This window comes from Enterococcus sp. 5H (genome assembly GCF_028128615.1).
In the GTDB taxonomy this organism is placed as follows: Bacteria; Bacillota; Bacilli; order Lactobacillales; family Enterococcaceae; genus Enterococcus_L.
This window is the reverse complement of the sequence record NZ_AMDP01000019.1, coordinates 1-19,611: the sequence shown is the minus strand read 5'-3', so window position 1 is coordinate 19,611 and position 19,611 is coordinate 1. Positions and strand designations below refer to the sequence as shown.

General features: G+C 34.1%; 15 protein-coding genes, 1 rRNA gene, 1 pseudogene and 1 other annotated feature. Of the genes and pseudogenes, 11 read left to right on the top strand and 6 right to left on the bottom strand.

Translation table 11 applies throughout. The features are described 5' to 3' along the window. From C240_RS06205 to C240_RS06185, 5 genes are all read left to right on the top strand, one after another. Positions 1–792: a hypothetical protein gene (locus C240_RS06205; RefSeq protein ID WP_271494178.1), complete on the top strand. Its 792-nt coding sequence runs from the start codon at positions 1–3 to the stop codon at positions 790–792. Between the two features lie 17 nt (positions 793–809). After that, positions 810–1,955 carry a hypothetical protein gene (locus C240_RS06200; protein WP_271492401.1) on the top strand — a complete coding sequence of 382 codons (1,146 nt, stop codon included), beginning with the start codon at positions 810–812 and terminating at the stop codon, positions 1,953–1,955. Between the two features lie 211 nt (positions 1,956–2,166). Next, positions 2,167–3,312 carry a DUF916 and DUF3324 domain-containing protein gene (locus C240_RS06195; protein ID WP_271492372.1) on the top strand — a complete coding sequence of 382 codons (1,146 nt, stop codon included), beginning with the start codon at positions 2,167–2,169 and terminating at the stop codon, positions 3,310–3,312. A gap of 80 nt (positions 3,313–3,392) precedes the next feature. Further along, complete coding sequence (locus C240_RS06190; RefSeq protein WP_271492370.1) at positions 3,393–4,604, top strand: hypothetical protein; 1,212 nt, start codon at positions 3,393–3,395, stop codon at positions 4,602–4,604. A 287-nt stretch (positions 4,605–4,891) separates the two neighbouring features. Further along, on the top strand, positions 4,892–5,995 hold the full coding sequence (locus tag C240_RS06185) for a tyrosine-type recombinase/integrase (RefSeq protein ID WP_271492368.1): 1,104 nt from the start codon (positions 4,892–4,894) through the stop codon (positions 5,993–5,995). 80 nt (positions 5,996–6,075) lie between these two features. Here C240_RS06185 and C240_RS06180 read toward each other — a convergent pair whose 3' ends face one another. Continuing rightward, positions 6,076–7,578 (bottom strand): helix-turn-helix domain-containing protein, encoded by a 1,503-nt coding sequence (locus C240_RS06180; protein ID WP_271492366.1) that lies wholly within the window; start codon positions 7,576–7,578, stop codon positions 6,076–6,078. Between the two features lie 265 nt (positions 7,579–7,843). On the opposite strand from C240_RS06180, the gene C240_RS06175 reads away from it, so the two are divergent. From C240_RS06175 to guaB, 5 genes are all read left to right on the top strand, one after another. Next, complete coding sequence (locus C240_RS06175) at positions 7,844–8,026, top strand: DUF951 domain-containing protein (protein WP_271494175.1); 183 nt, start codon at positions 7,844–7,846, stop codon at positions 8,024–8,026. Positions 8,027–8,047: 21 nt separating this feature from the next. Beyond that, positions 8,048–9,148: a redox-regulated ATPase YchF gene (gene ychF / locus C240_RS06170; protein ID WP_271492364.1), complete on the top strand. Its 1,101-nt coding sequence runs from the start codon at positions 8,048–8,050 to the stop codon at positions 9,146–9,148. Between the two features lie 101 nt (positions 9,149–9,249). Next, positions 9,250–9,933 (top strand): DUF1129 domain-containing protein, encoded by a 684-nt coding sequence (locus tag C240_RS06165; RefSeq protein WP_271492362.1) that lies wholly within the window; start codon positions 9,250–9,252, stop codon positions 9,931–9,933. Positions 9,934–10,219: 286 nt separating this feature from the next. After that, positions 10,220–11,896: a hypothetical protein gene (locus C240_RS06160; RefSeq protein ID WP_271492360.1), complete on the top strand. Its 1,677-nt coding sequence runs from the start codon at positions 10,220–10,222 to the stop codon at positions 11,894–11,896. Between the two features lie 152 nt (positions 11,897–12,048). Beyond that, positions 12,049–13,533 (top strand): IMP dehydrogenase, encoded by a 1,485-nt coding sequence (guaB, locus tag C240_RS06155; protein WP_271492358.1) that lies wholly within the window; start codon positions 12,049–12,051, stop codon positions 13,531–13,533. Positions 13,534–13,583: 50 nt separating this feature from the next. On the opposite strand, the pseudogene C240_RS16315 reads toward guaB, so the two are convergent. From C240_RS16315 to C240_RS06135, 5 genes and pseudogenes are all read right to left on the bottom strand, one after another. Continuing rightward, positions 13,584–13,772: pseudogene (locus tag C240_RS16315) on the bottom strand (hypothetical protein). Continuing rightward, positions 13,769–15,262 (bottom strand): polysaccharide deacetylase family protein, encoded by a 1,494-nt coding sequence (locus tag C240_RS06150; RefSeq protein WP_271492356.1) that lies wholly within the window; start codon positions 15,260–15,262, stop codon positions 13,769–13,771. Before C240_RS06150 ends, C240_RS16315 begins: the two are co-directional and overlap by 4 nt. Positions 15,263–15,359: 97 nt before the next feature. Further along, positions 15,360–16,631: a serine--tRNA ligase gene (serS, locus tag C240_RS06145; protein WP_271492354.1), complete on the bottom strand. Its 1,272-nt coding sequence runs from the start codon at positions 16,629–16,631 to the stop codon at positions 15,360–15,362. Between the two features lie 123 nt (positions 16,632–16,754). Beyond that, positions 16,755–16,968: a binding site (T-box leader), on the bottom strand. A 47-nt stretch (positions 16,969–17,015) separates the two neighbouring features. Then, positions 17,016–18,182: a sensor histidine kinase gene (locus tag C240_RS06140; RefSeq protein ID WP_271492352.1), complete on the bottom strand. Its 1,167-nt coding sequence runs from the start codon at positions 18,180–18,182 to the stop codon at positions 17,016–17,018. Beyond that, entirely contained in the window at positions 18,172–18,861 is a 690-nt protein-coding gene (locus tag C240_RS06135; protein WP_271492350.1) for a response regulator transcription factor, read from the bottom strand. The genes C240_RS06140 and C240_RS06135 overlap by 11 nt, the downstream gene beginning before the upstream one ends. 654 nt (positions 18,862–19,515) lie before the next feature. Between C240_RS06135 and C240_RS06130 the strand changes: the two genes are divergently transcribed. After that, positions 19,516–19,611: ribosomal RNA gene (locus tag C240_RS06130) — 16S ribosomal RNA — on the top strand; the annotation flags it as partial.

Sequence of the window (19,611 nt, the reverse complement as noted above, 5' to 3'; positions counted from 1 at the left end):
ATGTTTAACAGAAAAAAGAAAAAACGGAACTACGATGATGATTATGAAGATTACTATGATGAACATGACGAATATGATGAGTTTGATGATTACGACGATGATTACGATGATGATGAATTTGAAGAAGAAATCTACAAGTCTACTAAAAAGAGTCGACCAGAAAATTCAATTAAGAGAGAGCCTTCGGAGGGCGCTATGAGAAAACAAGAACTAGAATTACAGCAGGAACAAGCAACTGTAATCGAGCATTTAACAAATGAAAATCAACAATTTCAAAAAGAAGTACATCGTCAAAAAACAATGTCTGAACGCTTAAAATCAGAAGTTGAAAACAAGCAGCAGGAAATTGATCAATTAACGATGAGACTAACAAGTTCATCAAAGTCTAAAGAACGAATCCTGTTACTAGAAGAGAAAGTTAGAAAAGCAGAAGAATTGGGAACACAATTGGAAGAACAATTATTAGATGAACGCAATAAGAATTTAGAAAATGAAAAACAAATGCGGCAGCAGGATTTAATGAAAAATCAAATTGCTGAAGTCTTAATGGAAGCAAAAGAAAAAGCACAGCAAATTATTGAACGTGCCACAATTGAAGCAGATAGAACAGTTGAAGCAGCAAGACATGAAACAAAAAAAGCAGTTTCGGAAGCTTCAATTGAGCTGAAAATGATTAATCAAGAAGCTGCGAATTACCACACTCGTATACTTCGTTTACAAAATGAGACAAGCATTTTGATGGAAGATTTATTGAATAAATCTAGCCGACTAGCTGACCAATCACTAGATTAAGGGGAGGAGGTTAGGAAGTGGTTTATCAAAATATTATGGTTGACATTTATCAAGCCGCTTCTCCAGCAGTGGGTGAACGACTCTTTGACGATGATATGTTACGGGATATCTACTATATCTGTGAAGAAATTTTTCAAAGTAAAAATAAGGGAATCCCATATCCTCGTAAAGATGTAGAAGAATATTTTGAAGAATTTCATACTATAATTTCTTTTTTTAAACATATGGAGATTACTCTAGATTTTGTGGATCTTGATTGGTCTGCATTGTTAGATGAGCTGATTCATACATTTCCTCAAATTGCTTGGATAGGCGGATCTAAAGAAAAAGAAGATAATCGTGTGATTTATTATATTGACTTTGTTCCTATTGCTTATAGAGAAGCAGGCTTTCCTTTTATGGTTAATTTAACGCAGTCATTAGAACAACAGTTGTTCGATGATGATGAAGATATTTTGGAATCGTTTGTAGATGAGATTGAACGACTAGTATCTAAATTTATCAAACCTCTACAGTCTATTAAGCCTACCCCAGTAGAAAAAAATGAAGTTAAAGAACCTGAAGAAGCTGATAATAGCACTGTAAACTACATCCAAAAAATTGAAGAAGAAGTAAACAGAGAAAGATACGCTAAAGAAAGAATGCGACTTGCAAATAAAAAATTGGAAGTTGTTATTGATCAAATGGAACGGCAGAATTTATCTAGAGCCATCACAGAGTTAAGTAAATCTAATAGTGAAGAAAATGAAAATTGGGATCAAGTATTGAGAGTGGACTTAAGAGAATATTCTCAGTTACTACAAAAGGCGAAATTTTTGGAACAATCTTGGCTAATGAATAAAGATTTAATGACAAAATCAGAAAAAATGACGATTTCGGATAATCAGCTTACTTATGAGAGAGAACAAGTTAGAAGTTTTAAAGATTCAGTATCTACAAATGAGATATACTTAATCTTGGATGAATGCAAGTTAATTGAATCTAGGGTGAAAATTAAAAAAAAGTCATGGTTTCATCAGCCGCATGCTCGGATTATGAAAATGGATTATGACAGTTTGTTAAACAAAGCAGCTTATTTTGATCTTATCCAAGGTGAAAATTACTTTTTAGAACGGCTTGTAATAAACGAAGATGAACTAAAAGATACTGAATTTGCATTTTAATTGCATAGAAAGCTTAGAAATAAAAGGGGTTGGGAAATTATCATTTTTTCCCATCCACTGTACATATATCTTTAGTGGAAACATCGATAAACTGAATAGAAATTATGCAGGTTTATTAAACATAATTCAAACTGAAGTTTGTCAAGAGCGTATAATATGTTTTTTCCAATGTGCTTACATATGATTTTATTATGCAGGGAGCTTAAAATTGATGACAAATAAACGAAAATCAGTTCATATGGGTATTGTGATGCTCGGATTTTTTCTTTTATTGTTTGTATCGGTAGTGGTCAAAACTGAAAGATGTTTGGCTGTTTCAGTTCAGCCGATTTTACCCAAAAATCAACATAATGTAGAGGCCACTTATTATGATCTAAGAGTAACCCCAGGACAGGAGCAAGAGTTAAAATTAGAGCTGATAAATACTTCAGATGTGGAACAAAAGGTTGTTATTCAAATTAACGATGCTACAACCAATGAAAAGGGCGATATAGATTATTCAGATCGCACGTCTGTCGCCGCTAAAGATGATAGTTTAAACATCTCATTAAAAGACATTGCAACAACTGATCCAGAAATAAGCGTTCCTGCTAAGGAAACTAAAATTGCAACGGTTCGGCTAAAAATGCCTAAAGATCAATTTAACGGGATGATTTTAGGCGGAATCAAAGTTATTTCATTTGAAGAAAAAAATACTGATAAGCACGAAGAAAAGGTATATATAGTAGCTGTTAAATTAACAGAAACAGATGTCCCTGTTAAAGCAGAATTGGATTTACTAAAATTATCTCCTTCACAAATATCTGGTGAAAATGTCTTTAAAGCGACAATTCAAAATAATCAAGCAATTAACTTAGAAGATATTGAATATGTTGCAGAAGTATATACAAAAGAATCAAATGAACTCGTCCAAAAAACGAAAGTAACTGGTTATCGAATGGCTCCTAATTCAACCTTTATTTGGACAGTTAAAGGTGAGAAACAAGCATTCCAGTCAGGAAAATATAAAATTCATCTTACGGCAAAATCTCAAGATACAAACCAAGAATGGCAGTGGGATGAAGATGTTGAATTTGCTCAAATAAAAGAAGAAAAAAATGGCAACTCTATAATGGGTACAGATAAAAAACATCTAATGTTTTACACAATTATTAGTGTTATTACATTTGTTTTCTTATTAGTGCTTTTACTGGTTTTATTAATTTTAAGAAAGCGTAAAGAAAAACGATACAAAGAAGCAATATATTATGAAAAGAAAAGGCGCAAAAGAAAGCAGGAGAATGCTCAACGTAACGGTAAGTCTCAAGTCAAGGGTCGAAAAAGGCGCCTACCAAGGAACTATCAAGAAAATAACTGATTAGATTTATCATTTTCTAACATTGATAGAATGTGGTCGGAAAATAATGTCTAGTATAGGAATTTTAGGAGCTGGCGGATATGAGCGAAATGGTAAATAAGCCTCAAAAACAAGGAAAGAAAATCTTAAAAAAATACATTCTCCATCAAAAAGTAAATCCCAAACTTTTGGGAGTAGAATTGTTTAATAATAATTTAATGACGCCATATGAAGCATTTTTGTCTTGCAAATTAATCTTTAAAGAAGATATTCAAACATTGGCGAATCTTGAAAAGATTGTAAATAAAGTACAAGAAGTTTGGTCTAAAAAAAATAATGTGGTGCATATAAAAAAAATAAATGTTTTTACAGCGCCGGCGTATATTGTCCTAACATTTACTTTAGGTTTTTTTGAGCAAGAACAAGCAGTCTATCTACGGGATTTAAAGCAATGTGCTAAGGAGCTTATTGAAGGATACGATCATATTGTTAGCCAAGAACAAGCTGCTGAGAACAAAAGAAAAGAAAGAGAAATTTATGATGTTTTAGAACGTTGTAATCTGCTAACTGAGAAATTAGAAGGACTAGAAGGCAGACTGATAAAGAATGAATCTATTGTTCTAGATTCAGGAGAGTTAATCAAAATCGAGTTGGACAAAGTAAGTAAAACAATCAAAGAGCAAATGAAACAAACGGAGCAAGGAATAAAAAATATTCAAGAATATGAACCAGTTCAAGAGCGCAATAAGGTAAAGTTAAATGAGAAAAAGGCAACTATAGGCTCAAATCATCTACCGAAAAAAAAAATAAATAAAACACGAAAATATTTATTTAATCGGACTCAGCAAACAGCACTTTCTATCAATGTAAAAGATTGGATATCTGCATCTACACAGTTATCATTAAAAAAAATAACTACAAAAAAAACTAGTCAGAGGATTGTAGCACATGAGAATACTTCTGTATTAGAAATAGAAATTTTAAAGTGTTTTACTGAGGCGAAAGACGTGCATAAAAAACGAATGATACCTAGAAAGCAATTTTTAGAGTTGAAGACAAGAGTAGAGTTTATAGATTATTTATGGATGTTGATTGAATTAGAGGGTAAAGACGAGATTATTATTGCTGAAAAACTAAGTTGTAGACAATTGGTAGAAGATTTAGGTCAGTTCTTGGAAAATGTAGAAGCAGTTATTTCGGGACCTGCAATTTTAAATTACTGGGTATATTGTTCCGAAGAGCTGTTAATCAAGTTAAATGGATATGTTGCATTGAAAAATTTTTTAAGCCGTTCCTTGCAGTTACAGTTCTAATAACAGTAGATGATTTCCAAGAGGGGTGGTAGGCATGGAACTATAATGTTTCTTGTGGACGACACCTCTTTATTTTTTGTTTAAATGGAATAGATTTAGTAAAAAATAAAACGTTACATTCAAAATTTTCTTGTTTTTTGGGATTTTTTGAAAGTATAAGAAAAAAATTTAAATCATACTTAGGATAGTAAAAAAACTATATTGTAAAATTAAAATAAAGGAAATTACAAAATGTTTGAATTAGTTTGAAGAGACATATAAAACTCAATTTAGAGAGGAGCTTAACAATGGCTAGAAGAGGAGAAAACATATATAAAAGAAAAGACGGCCGCTGGGAAGGTCGATACATAAAAGGCAGACAAGAAAATGGAAAAATTCACTACGGATATATCTACGGCTATAAATATTCTGAAGTGAAGCACCAACTTATTCTTATGAAATATGAAAAACAGTCAAATAATAATAAAAATGTGCAGCCTTACGAAGGAACTTTGGTAGAGTGGACGAATCACTGGTTGGAAAATTTTGTTCGCCCAAAAGTGAAGAGTAGTACCTATGCTAGCTATAAAAATAAAATAAATGTTCATGTATTACCATATGTTGGTTCAATTAAGCTTCAAAAATTAAAACAACAAGACATTAGACTCCTTCTAAAGGAGATGACTATCACGCTAAAAGCCAGCTCGATTAGATCTATATTTTCTGTGCTGAAAAACTGTATGAGTAAAGCTGTTTCAATAAATCTACTTACAGAAAATCCTTGTACAGGACTAGAACTTCCTAAAACAAAACGGAAAACTGTTCAAGCCCTATCAACAAAAGATCAAGAAAAATTACTCAAAGAAATTAATTCAAGCCAAAAGTTCTTTTCAATTACACTTGCTTTACAAACTGGTCTTCGAATAGGAGAAATTTGTGGTTTAAAATGGACAGATATTGATTTTGACAGTAATACTCTTTGGGTTAATCGAACTGTATTGCGTATACAAACAGAAGAAAAATCAGGAAGAAAAACAGAAATTATTGAAGTGACGCCTAAAAGTAACAATTCCCAAAGAAGAATTCCAATTACTGAAGCATTGAAGAAAAATTTGTTAGAACTTCAACAAATATCAACAAGCGATTATGTTATTTCAAATAAACATAAAGCACTTGAACCGCGAACAATAGCCTACCGATTCCAGATGATCCGTAAAAAAATAGGCTTAGAAGGTTTTTCATTCCACTCACTAAGACATACCTTCGCTACCCGGTGTTTAGAAGCTGGCGGGAATATTGCGACGATTAGTTCGTTATTAGGGCACTCATCAACAAAAATGACACTCGATTGCTATACAAATTCATTTTTTACAGAAGAACGTCAATTAGTCGAAAAGCTTGAGTTTGCATAAAATTTAGAGGCTTCAAATAGAGGTTACAATTGATTGAAGTGATATTCTTTGATAAAGCTATGCTGACCTATGATAGTTACTTAGCAGCTCGAAGAATAAAGATCATTTAATAGATAATCAAGGTTAATTATATCTAGGTTCTCTTGATAGTTAGTCAGAAAGTAGAAGTGTTTCCCTCTTTTTTGAAGTTGAGGATAATTAACATTACTGATAATTAAATCATAAGATTTGTTGCGGGACAAAGGTTCAGCTAATGCGATTGAAGTGAGCTCAATATGTTTAATCCACCATTCAGTAAATTTGTTTTTATTAAAGAAATCGCCTTCGAAAAAAATCCCAACAGATATTCTATTTTTCGTATGATCTTCATAAAAATTAATTATATGAGTGATTTTTGCAATAAGTATCGTATCATGAGCATCATTTATCGTAATTTCCGAATATTTTTGTTTTATAAATGTAGTGAAATAATCTATTTTTTTGAGTGGTTGTAAGTTATCCTGCTGTGGTTTCCAGTAGTTGTCGATATGTCCTCTGAATATAAGATGGCGGTAGATGCTAGATTTTAGATAATGATGAAGCAATGTTCTCTGCTCATCGTTAAAGCTAGTATTGGGATAGTGTTGTTCTATAAAATTTAACAACTCTGTACTCAATGACCAAACAAAGAATCGATTATTCGCTTCAATTAAGTTTAGTTTATTTAGATAAGTAGAGTCGTTAGGGATGATTTCTTCAGTAACCATAAAAACCAATAATAAAATTTCTTCATCAGGATGCATTTCAAAAGAATAGTAAACTAAAAATGATCTTAGTACTATATGAACTTGTTTAAATAATGGAGTTGTTTTGAGTACGTGTATGAATTTCTTCTGATTATGCTTATTAATCCGATCATAAAAAATTAGCCTGTGCTGATTGAAAGTCATTACGCAATTGTGTACATATCTTCTCTTTAGTAGACAAAAATAAATAATTAGCTTTTTTTTAGCAGAAAATGAAAATGAACTTTCCGACAATTGTTGTATGGTATTGACTAATGTTAAAATTCGAGGATCAATATTTGATGATGTTACTTTCTCTCCAAGATCAGTTATTAAGCAAAGTGACATGTAAAAAAAGCGAATTTGCAATTCTGATCCAAACAGTACTCCTTTTTGAATAATCAGCTCAAATTCCTCCAGCAATTCGTTTAGTTCCTTTATCTTTCTAAAATAAGTTGATTGGCTGATTCCAATTTTTTTACATAAATTCCGTGGATTAATTGTCCCATGTAGAAATAGTTCTTCAAGAATTCGATATTTTGGTGCATGTTTAATTAAGGCATTATAGAGCAGCTGGAGAGAGTATTCAGCTTTTTTTTGAAATAGGACATTTTTTCGATTCACTTCAATTGAAAAGTTAGTATCGGATTTTTGAGCTAAGCTGATTAGATTTTCAATTAATTTAGTTAAGAAATACTCACTTATGTTTAAATGAACTAATAGGTCTTTTTTTGTTGCTGATCCCCCTGTATCAATTAAATACATTAGTAATTCAATTTGATAAACTTCAAATTTTTCTAATAAGTCAAACTTTCTCAATAGAAAACTCCTTTAATCATTAGTCCTCAGTAATAATATTTTCATTATTATCCAATAAGGAACTAAAAAATACAATCTCATTTAAAAAGTATTTTTATATTCATTTTTTTGAAATAATATCGTGTATTTTTAATCGATTTTTGAAAATGTAAGACTAAAAAAAATAGTTTTTGCTTGATTGTTAAAAAAATGGTATTGTATCTTTGTATGTTTATGTCCAATTTGATGAAAATCATCCATTATTTTTAGAAGGGATATGGCTGTAATGTATGATCTTGGTGATATTGTAGAAATGAAAAAACCGCATGCTTGTCAGGCAAACCGTTGGGAAATTATTCGGATGGGTGCTGATATTAAAATAAAATGCACAAATTGCGGGCATATTGTTATGATGTCGCGTCGTGATTTCGAAAAGAAAATGAAGAAAATTTTAGAAAAAAAAGACTGATAAAGGAAGAGTGAATAATTAATGGCATTAACAGCTGGAATCGTAGGTTTACCGAACGTTGGGAAATCTACCCTTTTTAACGCAATTACAAAAGCAGGAGCGGAAGCAGCAAATTATCCGTTTGCAACCATAGATCCAAATGTGGGAATGGTTGAGGTACCAGATGATCGGTTGCTACGCTTAACTGAATTAGTAAAACCTAAAAAAACTGTTCCAACAACATTTGAATTTACAGATATCGCGGGAATAGTTAAAGGCGCAAGTAAAGGTGAAGGATTAGGGAATCAATTTCTAAGCCACATTCGCCAAGTAGATGCTATTTGTCATGTCGTTCGTTGCTTTGATGACGATAATATTACCCATGTTGAAGGACGTGTAGATCCTTTGGCAGATATTGATACAATTAATCTGGAATTAGTATTAGCCGATTTAGATTCAATTAACAAACGTTATACACGTGTAGCAAAAATTGCTAAAACGAAAGACAAAGACGCAGTAGCTGAATTAGCTGTATTAGATAAGCTTAAACCCGTTTTAGAAGAAGGTTTGTCTGCTCGTACAGTTGAATTTACTGAAGAAGAACAAAAGATTGTTAGAAGTTTGTTCTTATTAACTGCTAAACCAATTTTATATGTAGCGAATGTTTCAGAAGATGAAGTTTCTGATTCCGACAATAATCCTTATGTTCAGCAAGTACGTACGTTTGCAGCTAATGAGAATGCTGAGGTAATTGTTGTTTGTGCGCGTGCAGAGGAAGAAATAGCTGAGTTAGATGAAGAAGATAAAGCTGAGTTCTTAGAAGCACTAGGTATTGAAGAATCTGGATTGGATCAATTGATTCGTGCAGCTTATGATTTATTAGGTTTGGCAACATATTTTACTGCTGGTGAACAAGAGGTTCGTGCGTGGACTTTCCGCAAGGGAATTAAAGCTCCGCAAGCAGCTGGGATCATCCACACTGATTTTGAACGCGGTTTTATCCGTGCAGAAACAGTTTCTTTCGATGATTTAAACACATACGGAAACATGCAGGCAGCAAAAGAAGCAGGAAAAGTTCGCTTAGAAGGAAAAGAATATATTGTTCAAGATGGCGATGTAATGCTATTCCGTTTCAATGTATAGGAAAAAATTGCTAAAAACTGTTTTTCTCCCTAAAAAATGTGTTAGAATACTTTTTAGGTAAAGACTGCCCCGTTTGGTCATGGGCGAGGAGGACGCAAAAAATGGAATCAGAAACACTTCGAGATATTGTTTCAGAAAATCGTGAACTTGAACAGAAATTGACAAAGAGAAACGAACAATACATTTTTGATTTGAAAAAATCATTAGTCGCTGCCAATCTTTCAGAAGAAGCACAAACACTAGCTTTACATGAGATTTTACCACATTTGGTAGAAGGTCAAAAAAGCGGTAAAACGGCACGACAATTGTTTGGTACAGTCGCGGAACGAACGGAAGCAATTTTAAATAAGCCAGAAGAACTGCCGGAATCAACACCAGTTCTAATGTGGCTAGATAATACGTTGTTATTATTTGGTGTAATGACGATTATGTTTTCTATTATGATGATGTGGTCAAAAGGCAAATCACAACCATTAGGTCTGTTAACATTAGTGTTAGCTTCAATGGCAGGTGGGTATGTATTTTATCTGATGTATAAACATGTTTACCAATATGATCGTCCTGGTGCAGATAAATCTAAACGTCCAGGTTGGTTCAAAACCGGTTTAATTTTAGTTGGGGCAATGCTTCTATGGCTAGTGGTATTTGCAGGTTCGGCTATGCTGCCTGTTGTTATAAACCCAGTTTTAGATCCCGTTGTCGTGATTATTATTGGAGGACTAGCTTTAGGGGTTCGCCACTTATTAAAGAAAAAATACAATATGCGCAGCAGTTTAGCGCGTTAATTAGCATAGAGAGTGGGACAATAGCCCTATCTCCAAAAGAAAATAAGTCCGATTTTGATGAACAGTGTCAAAATCGGACTTGTTTTTTCTATTCTGTGTGCTTTTCTCTTCATGTATTTCTAAGACGCATTCTCAGAGGGGAATGTATCTTTTTTTATTTATCTTGAATTTAAACATTTTAAGAATCAAAGGGTTCTTATTTGAAAGAAAATCTTGGGCATTATACCATAGTTATGAGGAATGAAAATTTCAATTTATTTTCAATACATACGGAAGAGGTGAATGGATGAAATTATGGATTGATAAACATAGTAGGATATTGATAATTTTAAGTTTCAGTCTACTTAGTTTTCTATCGTTGTATATTGTATACTTTCGAAACGGAAATATTTTAATTGGGGATGACTATCATTTTCATCAAAATCGAATTGAAGGACTTGCTTTATCTTTGCAGCAAGGCACATTATTACCTAGAATCAGTTACTTTTTTATTGGTGGATATGGTTATGCATCAAGCTTGTTTTATCCGGATTTTTATTTATATTTTCCAGCAATCTTGCGAGCGTGTGGTTTATCGTTAGCATCTAGTTTTATTATCTTCGCTATTGTGATTAATATGGGTACTTTTGTGATTACTTATCTATCAGGTAGATGGATGACTTTGTCCAAAGGGAAAAGTTACTTATTTTCATTATTGTATACACTATCCATTTATCGTTTGCAGGATTTTTTAAACCGACAAGCAATTGGTGAACTGCTGGCAATGAGTTTTTTTCCACTCGTGTTAGTAAGTCTACATTATTTAAAAAATGGAGATTATAAGAAGTGGCCTCTCTTAACTTTGGCAATGACAGGGATTGGGTTAGCTCATTTTATTTCGTTGGAAATTATTAGTATTTTTATCGCTTGTTATATCTTGTTAAATGCAAGGATTTTTTTCAAGAAACAGCCTATAATAGCTATCTTAAAAGCGGCTGGGTTAACCATTTTATTGTTGGCTTTTTACTTATTACCTGTTTTTGAACAGATGGCGCATGTTACGTTTCAGGTGACTTCGAATCCTTTAACAATGATTTCAGATAGAAGTTATTCCGTAGGAGAATTGTTTGTAAATAGTTTTAAAAATAGTGTATTTCATGCTTCATCTGCAAATATCGGGATTATTTTGTTAATCGGTTTGGTTGTGTACACAATATCTTTGTTCAAAAAAAATTCAGCTAATCGGGATTTAATTATTCTTGCTTTATTTTTTATGCTTATGACGACAAACTTGTTTCCATGGCAATTATTTAATCAGACACCATTAAATACAATTCAATTTCCATGGCGTTTTTTGTCAGTAGTCACGTTACTACTTTCTTATCTAGTAGCAAATGATGATATTGGTTTCTTTCAAAAATTTCCTGGAAGCAAGGTCTTTTTAGTAGCGGTTATTTTGTTTGGTGTGGTAATTTATGAAGCTGAAAGCCTTAGCACGGAAGGAAAACGAATTCTCTCCCATCAAAAATACGATCAAACAAACAGCTACTATATTGGTGCCGGACATGAATACTTACCCAAAGAAGCGAATTATTCAATAATTAAGAAAAATAAAACCCGTAAAGTTGTCTATGATTCAAATGAGGTCGAAATAGCGAATGTGAAATTGGATTTTGATTCGGTTACGTTTGATTATGATGTTAAAGACTCCGAAAACAGTACGGTCACTATTCCGTTTATCTACTACCATGGTTACCAAGCAAAAATAATAGATGAAAATAACGAAGCACAAATCAAAACATCTTTAAATGCTAAAAACGGACTGGTTGATGTAAACTTAACTGGGAAAGGAAAAGCAACTATTTACTATCAAACTACTTTAGTGCAAAGGCTGGCTTTAGTTTTGTCGCTCCTAACACTTTTAATCTGTGTATCATGGAAGTTTGTTGATGTTTCTAAATACAAATCAAAGAAAAAAACTTGATTATCCTTTTATTTTGATAACAGAAAAATGAGAAAATGCTCATGTTTTGGAAAACAGTAAGAAAATCTCTGCAAACAAGGAAATCAGGTTGACTTCCCTTATAATATCTGTTATTTTCTTATATAAAATTAAATAGAGGAGTGGTCTAGAAAATGTCAAACTGGGAAACAAAATTCGCGAAAAAAGGTCTTACATTTGATGATGTTTTATTGATTCCTGCAGAAAGTCACGTACTGCCGAATGAAGTAGATATGAGTGTACAGTTAGCGAAAAATATTAAGTTGAATATTCCTCTAATCAGTGCAAGTATGGATACCGTAACAGATAGCAAAATGGCGATCTCAATGGCGCGTCAAGGCGGATTAGGTGTTGTCCATAAAAATATGAGCATTGCCCAACAAGCTGATGAAGTACGCAAAGTAAAACGTTCTGAGAGCGGAGTTATCATTGATCCATTTTTCCTAACACCTTCAAATTTAGTAGCAGATGCTGAAAATTTAATGAGTAAATATCGAATTAGCGGTGTGCCGATTGTAGAAACGATGGATAATCGTATTTTAGTTGGAATCATCACTAACCGAGACATGCGTTTTGTCACTGATTATCAAATGAAAATTGACGAAGTTATGACAAAAGACCACTTAGTAACAGCCCCAGTTGGCACTTCTCTGAAAGATGCTGAAAAGATTTTACAAAAACACAAAATTGAAAAATTACCAATCGTTGATGAAAATAATCGTTTAAGCGGTTTAATTACAATTAAAGATATTGAAAAAGTAATCGAGTTCCCTAACGCTGCTAAAGATGAGCATGGACGTTTACTAGTAGCGGCTGCGGTCGGCGTGACAAGTGATACATTTGAGCGTGCGGAAGCGTTATTAGAAGCAGGGGCAGATGCGATTGTCATTGATACAGCTCACGGACACAGTGCAGGTGTAATCCGTAAAATTAAAGAAATTCGTGATACGTTCCCGGAAGCTACATTGATTGCTGGAAATATCGCAACTGCAGAGGGTGCCAAAGCACTTTATGATGCAGGTATTGATGTTGTTAAAGTCGGGATCGGACCAGGTTCAATTTGTACAACTCGTGTAGTAGCAGGTGTTGGTGTACCTCAATTAACAGCTATTTATGATGCAGCTTCTGTTGCACGTCAATATGGAAAAGCAATTATCGCTGATGGCGGAATTAAATATTCAGGTGATATCGTAAAAGCATTAGCTGCTGGTGGACATGCTGTCATGTTAGGTAGTATGTTAGCTGGAACGGATGAATCACCAGGTGAATTCGAGATTTATCAAGGTCGTCGTTTTAAAACCTATCGTGGTATGGGGTCATTAGGCGCAATGGAAAAAGGTTCAAGTGACCGTTACTTCCAAGGCGGCGTAAATGAGGCGAACAAACTAGTTCCAGAAGGAATTGAAGGTCGTGTTGCTTACAAAGGTAGTGTATCGGATATCGTTTTCCAAATGATTGGCGGTTTAAAATCTGGTATGGGTTATGTAGGTGCGGCAGATCTAAAACAATTGCGTGAAGAAGCACAGTTTGTTCAAATGAGTGGTAATGGATTGAAAGAATCTCATCCTCATGATGTTCAAATTACAAAAGAAGCACCTAATTATTCTGTAGAACAATAAAATAGTAAAAGTGAGTGGGACAAAACTAAAGATCAGTTTTGTTTCACTCACTAGAACCGAATAAACGGCGAGAAAAAAGCAGCTCCTTCGGAAATAAGCTGAAATTCACAAAAATTTGAAGAGCACCGAGTAGGTACCAATTATCATCCATTCGCAAGCTCATGGTGATTCTTGGCAATTTTTGTGAATCCCTTCTTATTTCTCGGAGCTAGACGCTTTTTTCTCAGCCTCTTTTTTATTGTACCGGACGTTCATCTTTAGAACCATAATACATGTGTAAAGGTTTCGCTTTTTTACCTAATAATTCTCTAGAAGGTAAAATCTCATAACCTTCTTCACGCAAACAGTCAATGACTCTAGGTACTGCATCTACTGTATCCGGATGAATATCATGCATTAAGACAATAGTGTCATTATAGGCAGTTTCATTAACACGTTTGATGATGGCATCTGCATTGTGACTTTGCCAATCTTGAGAATCTACCGACCACTGGATAATTGGTTTACCAATTATTGCGGCAACATCTTTATTTACAGCTCCATAAGGTGGTCTAAAATCAGTAGGAAGCTTACCGGTAGCATGATAAATGGCTTTATCGGTTTTTTGGACCTCGTCTTTCACTCTTTGAGCATCAACTTTTGTTAATTGTGGATGAGAGTATGAGTGACTGGCAACTTCATGACCTTCGTCGGCTACCCGTTTAGCTAGCGCTTCATGTTTTACAACGTTTTGCCCTAACATAAAGAAAGTTGCTTTAACACCTTTTTCTTTTAAAATATCTAAAAGTCTTGGTGTAGTCTCAGGGTTGGGCCCATCGTCAAAAGTTAAAGAAATGTATTTTTTATTTGGATCTAAAGGTTCAGGCAGTGCATCTTTGACACTATCAGGATCAATTAATTCAGAATTGATATACCCAGCAATATCTTTGTACGGCAGAGTAATTTCTGTTTTACCCGCAATATTTTCAGGCAATGTCAGAGTGATTTTATCTGAGTAATACGTAAAGCTAGTTGTATCTAACGGAAGATTCGGCATATTAAGTACCTGGTCAATGACCGCATTACCGTCAGAACTTTCATCCAGTAATTTTTGCTGAATGACTTGTTTTACTGCGAGAAAGTTAGCATCATCCGTAAACAAATCTACCAGCTTTAGCTGTTGATTTGTTGTCTCATTAACGTAGGAGATGAGCTTACCGGTTTCCGTTTTTTCAGTCCAGTTATCTTTTTTTTGATCCCAAGTATACGTTTCAAGTTTTGCTTGGTAGCCAAGAATTTGTTGATTTAGCTGGAGCCTTTTTATCTGTCCTACAATTTTTATTTGTGTTTCTGTGGGTTGGATCTTTTTATTTGTTTCTATTAAAGTAGTTAGTTCATTTTTTAATTCTGGTAATTGAGGGATAGAGTCAGTGGCAACTGGTTCATAGAGTAGTGTTTGAATGTTGCCATCTGTATTTTCGTGCTCAGTACTTTCAATATTTTCTTGTTTTTGCGATGCGCGAATATTTTCTAGTAGAGCGGCTTCTTTTTGCTCATATTGCTTGTTGTCTGCAGCAGTGTCGTCTTGTTTCGGTTTTTGCTGAATAGTGTATGCAGCATATGCTCCACCACAGATCAAACATAGAGAAACGAAGGATATAACGCCCAAACCAATTTTTTTCGGAAATTTCTTTTTGTTTCTTTCACGACGAGTGTCTCGTCTAGCGCGTGGGTGATTATTTCTGTCCATAACGTTTAATCCTTCTATTTATAATTTAGCTCATGTAATAATCATAATGTAGCACGCACAATTTATACTTTCAATAAATATTTGAGGAAATTTCCTTTTATTTAATTAATTTTAAATTACCCATATAAGGAACTAAAACTTCTGGAATAGTTACTGAACCATCTTCATTTTGATAATTCTCTAGAATTGCTGCAACTGTCCGTCCCACAGCTAAACCAGAACCGTTTAGTGTATGCGCATATTGAACTCTATCATTTTCATCACGGTAACGAATCATTGCACGGCGAGCTTGGAAGTCTTCACAGTTTGAACAAGAACTAATTTCGCGATACGCATTTTGAGCAGGAATCCAAACTTCTAAATCATATGTTTTGGCAGCAGAAAAGCCCATGTCGCCAGTAGATAACTTCATCACTCGGTAAGGTAGGTTCAATTTTTGTAAGATTTCTTCCGCATTAGCTGTCATTTTTTCAAGTTCTTCGTATGAATGATCTGCATCACTAAATTTAACCATTTCAACTTTATTAAACTGATGCAGACGAATCAATCCGCGTGTATCACGACCGGCACTACCAGCTTCAGAACGGAAAGATGGGCTCAATGCAGTGAAATAAATTGGCAAATCTTTGCCTTCCAAAATTTCATTATTATAGTAGTTGGTTAATGGAACCTCAGCAGTTGGGATCAATGTTAAATCAGTGCCTTCCAATTGGAAAACATCTTCTTTAAATTTAGGGAACTGTCCAGTACCAAACATAGAATTGCTATTTACAATATATGGTGTCATCATTTCAGTATAGCCATGATCGTATACATGCATGTCCAACATAAAGTTATACAAAGCCCGTTCTAAACGAGCACCTAGATCTTTATAATAAACAAAACGACTTCCTGAAACCTTTGCACCTCGTTCAAAATCTAGAATGCCTAAGTTTTCAGCTACATCCCAATGTGGTTTTGGCTCAAAAGCGAAGCTTCTAGGCTCACTCCAACGACGGATTTCTACATTATCATCTTCGTCAGTACCAACAGGGACAGAATCGTGAGGGAGGTTTGGCAACGTAGTAGAAATTGTCAGAAGTTGTGCATCAATCTCCTCAATTTCAGTATCAAGCGCTTTGATGTTTCCACCGACTTCTTTCATTTCATTAATTTTTTCAGTAGCATCTTCTTTGTTTCGTTTTAATTGTGCGATTTCAGCTGAAACGTCATTTCGATACTTTTTTAATTCTTCAGCTTTTACCAATAAATTACGGCGACTTTCATCTAAACGTAAGAACTCTACAAGGATTTCTTCTTTTACTCCGCGCGTTTTTAATTTTGCCTGAACCTCATCAAAATTTTGACGAATCATTTTTACATCTAACATATAAACTCCTCCTTAAAATAAAAGCATAGCGGGATCATTCAGTTTTGACAGATTGTCGAAACATAACCCATAAAGCTAAATAACATGGTAGTAAAATAAAAAGCCACTCCATCCCAAAAAATATCTTGGGACGAAATGACTTGAATTTCGCGGTACCACCCAAGTTCAGCTTAAATGCTGCCCTTGTAAATGCAGATAACGGCTGCGACCGATCTAACTTATTTCGTCAGATACATCTAAAAGAGATGGAATTCGTTATAGTAGAATATTTGCTCACACCACCGCAAACTCTCTTTAATTCTAGGCTATAAGTACTTTTTCTCTTTGCTTGTCACTAGAATACAAAATTTTCATTTGAATGTCAACCGTAGTTAACAAAGAGCATCAATTTACTGCGGACATATTTCTTTTTAAGGGTAGATGAATGATGAAAGACGTCCAGTGGTTATCAGAAGTTGCATAGATATATCCACCGTGCAAAGCAACGATACTTTGAGCAATAGCTAAACCTAAACCAGTTCCGCCTGTTTCTTGAGAGCGGGATTCTTCCACACGATAAAACCGATCGAACAATTGATCCAAAGATTTTTTAGGAATTGGCGGGCCATCATTTCTAACAGAGATAACTGCTTCGGTACCGATTTTTTCGACATCAATGACAATATTTTTCCCGCCTTTCCCATATTTTAAGGCATTTGATAGTAAGTTGTTAAAAACACGTACAAGTTTTTCAGTATCTCCATCCATCTTAAGTGAAGCAGGATTAGCGTTTACTTGGATAACCATACCGTTTTTATCAGCTTCAAGTTCAAAATCAGCAGCCAGCTGTTCAATCAATTGGGCCATATCAAAATGGATAGCATTGATAGGAACAGTTGGTTGTCGAACTTTTGTATATTCAAAAAGATCATCTACAAGCAATTTCATTTGTTTAGCTTTAACATAAGCAGTATGTGTATACTTTAGTAAATCTTCTTCATTATGGAACTGACGATCTTCGATTAATCCCAAATAACCTATAATAGAAGTTAACGGTGTTCGAATATCATGACTAACGTTAGTAATTAATTCATCTTTTGATTTTTCGATTTTCCGTTCATCCTCAATCGCTGCTACAGTGCTGTCAACCAAACCATTAACACTTGTAACGATTTTAGCTAAATCACCACTTAGTTCAAAAGGAATTCGATGATCGTAGTTTCCATCTGCTATATAATGAAGTTCACTGATGATATGACGTAATTGCATTTGACGATAGCGCCGGATTAAACGCCAATATAATACGCCAACGTCTACCACAAAGAAAATGGGAATAATAAATTTCCCCCAACTCCAAAATAAATCAGTATTTAGTTCTTGAGCAAACGCACCTTTAGTTGCCCAGATTAAACCCTTGATAGTTGGACTACCACTTAAAATAACCGTAATAGAAACATTTAATAGAAGTAACAGAACAATTGTGACGATTCCCTCCGCTAATAATTCACTAATTTCTTTAGATGTTAAAGTAATACGCTTTTGTTTTTCAACTTTTTTTTGTCTAACGAGCATCGATTTTATATCCAACTCCCCAAACTGTTTGAATGACTTTTTCTCCACCGGTTGCCTCTTCAATCTTGTCCCTTAAGTGACTAACGTGAACCATAACGGTTTTAGCTGAAACAATACTTTCTTGCTGCCATACCCGCTCAAAAATCTCATCGGCACTAAATACCCGATTGGGATGACTTGCCAATAAATACAAAATCCCAAATTCTAATGCAGTTAATTGGATTTCTTTTCCTTCTATTGTTTTAACTTCATGTGAATCTTTATTAATAATCAAAGATCCAACTTCCAAAATATCTGGCTCATCAGCTTTTTGCTGCATTTGGCTGCGTCGCAAAATTGATTTAACACGAGCCATCACTTCTAATGGATTGAATGGTTTAGTTACGTAGTCATCTGCACCAGCAACCAAACCTTTGATTTTGTCCATGTCAGTTGTTTTAGCAGTAAGCATGATAATAGGTATTTGCGATTCTTTCCTTAACTCTTTAACAACTTGCATACCATCCATAATTGGCATCATGATATCTAAGATAAGTAAATCAATATCCGATATTGTTCTAATTTTAGATAAGGCTTCTTTACCATCATAAGCTTTAATTACCTCGTAGCCTTCATTATGAATATAAATACTCAGTAGTTCTACAATCTCTTTATCGTCATCAGCAACTAAAATTTTCATCTCTTTTATTTCCTCCATTACTATAGTAGAATTCTTCTCTTACATTCTATCAAAAAAAGCAGAAAATTGACAAAAACTAGGAGATATTACGTGAAATTTAGAATATGTTACTAAAAATTAAGAATTGAAGCAAAAAGGACTCTTTTTCGAGCCAAAAACGAACAATAAACAACAAAAGTAATAAAACAATCGGTAACGAAAAAAAGTTTAAAAAAAATGCAAATTTTAGTTGACCAAAGCTCGGAAACTTGGTATATTATATCTTGTCGCAAGGCACGGATGAAACATGCCGAGTGATGAAAATAGAATAACATTTCAAGTTTCAAAAAAACTTGAAAAATCAGGAAGAAAGTTGTTGACAAATAACAAACAACCTGATAAACTAATGAAGTTGTCGCGAAACATTCGATAACATCAAGCAGAAAAAACTTTGAAACTTTTTTAAAAAAAGTGTTGACATCAAATCGAAGATTTGATATGATATAAAAGTTGCTGCGAGGTAACAACGTAGACCTTTGAAAACTGAACAAAGTAAGACGAACCAAATGTGTAGGTTGTTTTTACAACGGTAAAAACAACCAACAATTTTTAACAAGCGAAGCAATATGCTAGCAAACAAATGAGCTTAACAATCGCAAGATTGTGTTCAACTTTTATTATGAGAGTTTGATCCTGGCTCAGGACGAACGCTGGCGGCGTGCCTAATACATGCAAGTCGAACGCTTCTTTCCTGCCGAGTGCTTGCACTCA